Annotated in this window: 1 protein-coding gene; it reads right to left on the bottom strand. The window is 75.9% G+C overall.

Going from position 1 to position 715, the window contains the following annotated elements; genetic code table 11:
• Positions 1-72 precede the first annotated feature (72 nt).
• A partial coding sequence (gene xrtQ, locus x551_RS22925; RefSeq protein ID WP_036252168.1) for an exosortase Q occupies positions 73-715 on the bottom strand: 643 nt, incomplete at its 5' end.

Below are 715 nucleotides of genomic sequence, written 5' to 3'. Positions count from 1 at the left end.
CAGGCCACCCAGCGGCGCGGCCCGGCGCCGCACGCCGCGCCCCAGCGCGCCAGCGGCTCGTGGTGCCGGCACTCAATGACGGTCTGCATGGCGCAGCTCCTTCTCCTGTTCACGCGGGGTCCACACCAGCACGGCGGCGCACACCGCGGCCGTGACCCCCAGGCCGATCGCCTGGTGCGCGGCCTCGCCCAGCCCCTGGGGCCGCGCCTCCAGCGCGACCAGCAGCGTGTTGCGCAGCACATTGCCGCTCAGCACCAGCAGGCCGACCATCGGCAGCCGGCGCAGCAGCACCGCATCGCGCAGCCCGACCCACGCCGCCGCGGCGCACGCGCAGAAGTAGCCCAGCCACACCAGCTGCACGCCGGAGCACGGCGCGTCGACGATCACCAGCTGGCCCTGCACCGTCATCGCGGCGCCGCTGCGCGCGGCCTCCAGGCCGGCGAGCTGCAGCGCCCAGGTGCTGAGCTGCGCCGTCAGCAGCCGCAGCGGGTAGCCGGCATAGAACTGCAGTGATGCCACCAGCGGCAGCGCCAGCAGCGCCAGGCCGGCGAACGGCAGCCACGGCGCATCGTCCGGGCGCCAGGCCGCGAAGGCCAGGCTCAGCGCCAGGACCGCCAACACCGCGGCCGCGAGCGGCGGTAACGCCCACAGCGAGAACGTGGCCGCTGCCGTCATCACGGCGCTCGCGGCGAACCAGCCCGGTCGCGGCGCCGCG

The sequence above is a fragment of the Methylibium sp. T29 genome, from assembly GCF_000576205.1.
Classification (GTDB): Bacteria; Pseudomonadota; Gammaproteobacteria; order Burkholderiales; family Burkholderiaceae_C; genus Methylibium; species Methylibium petroleiphilum.
This window is presented reverse-complemented; position numbering and strand designations above follow the sequence as displayed.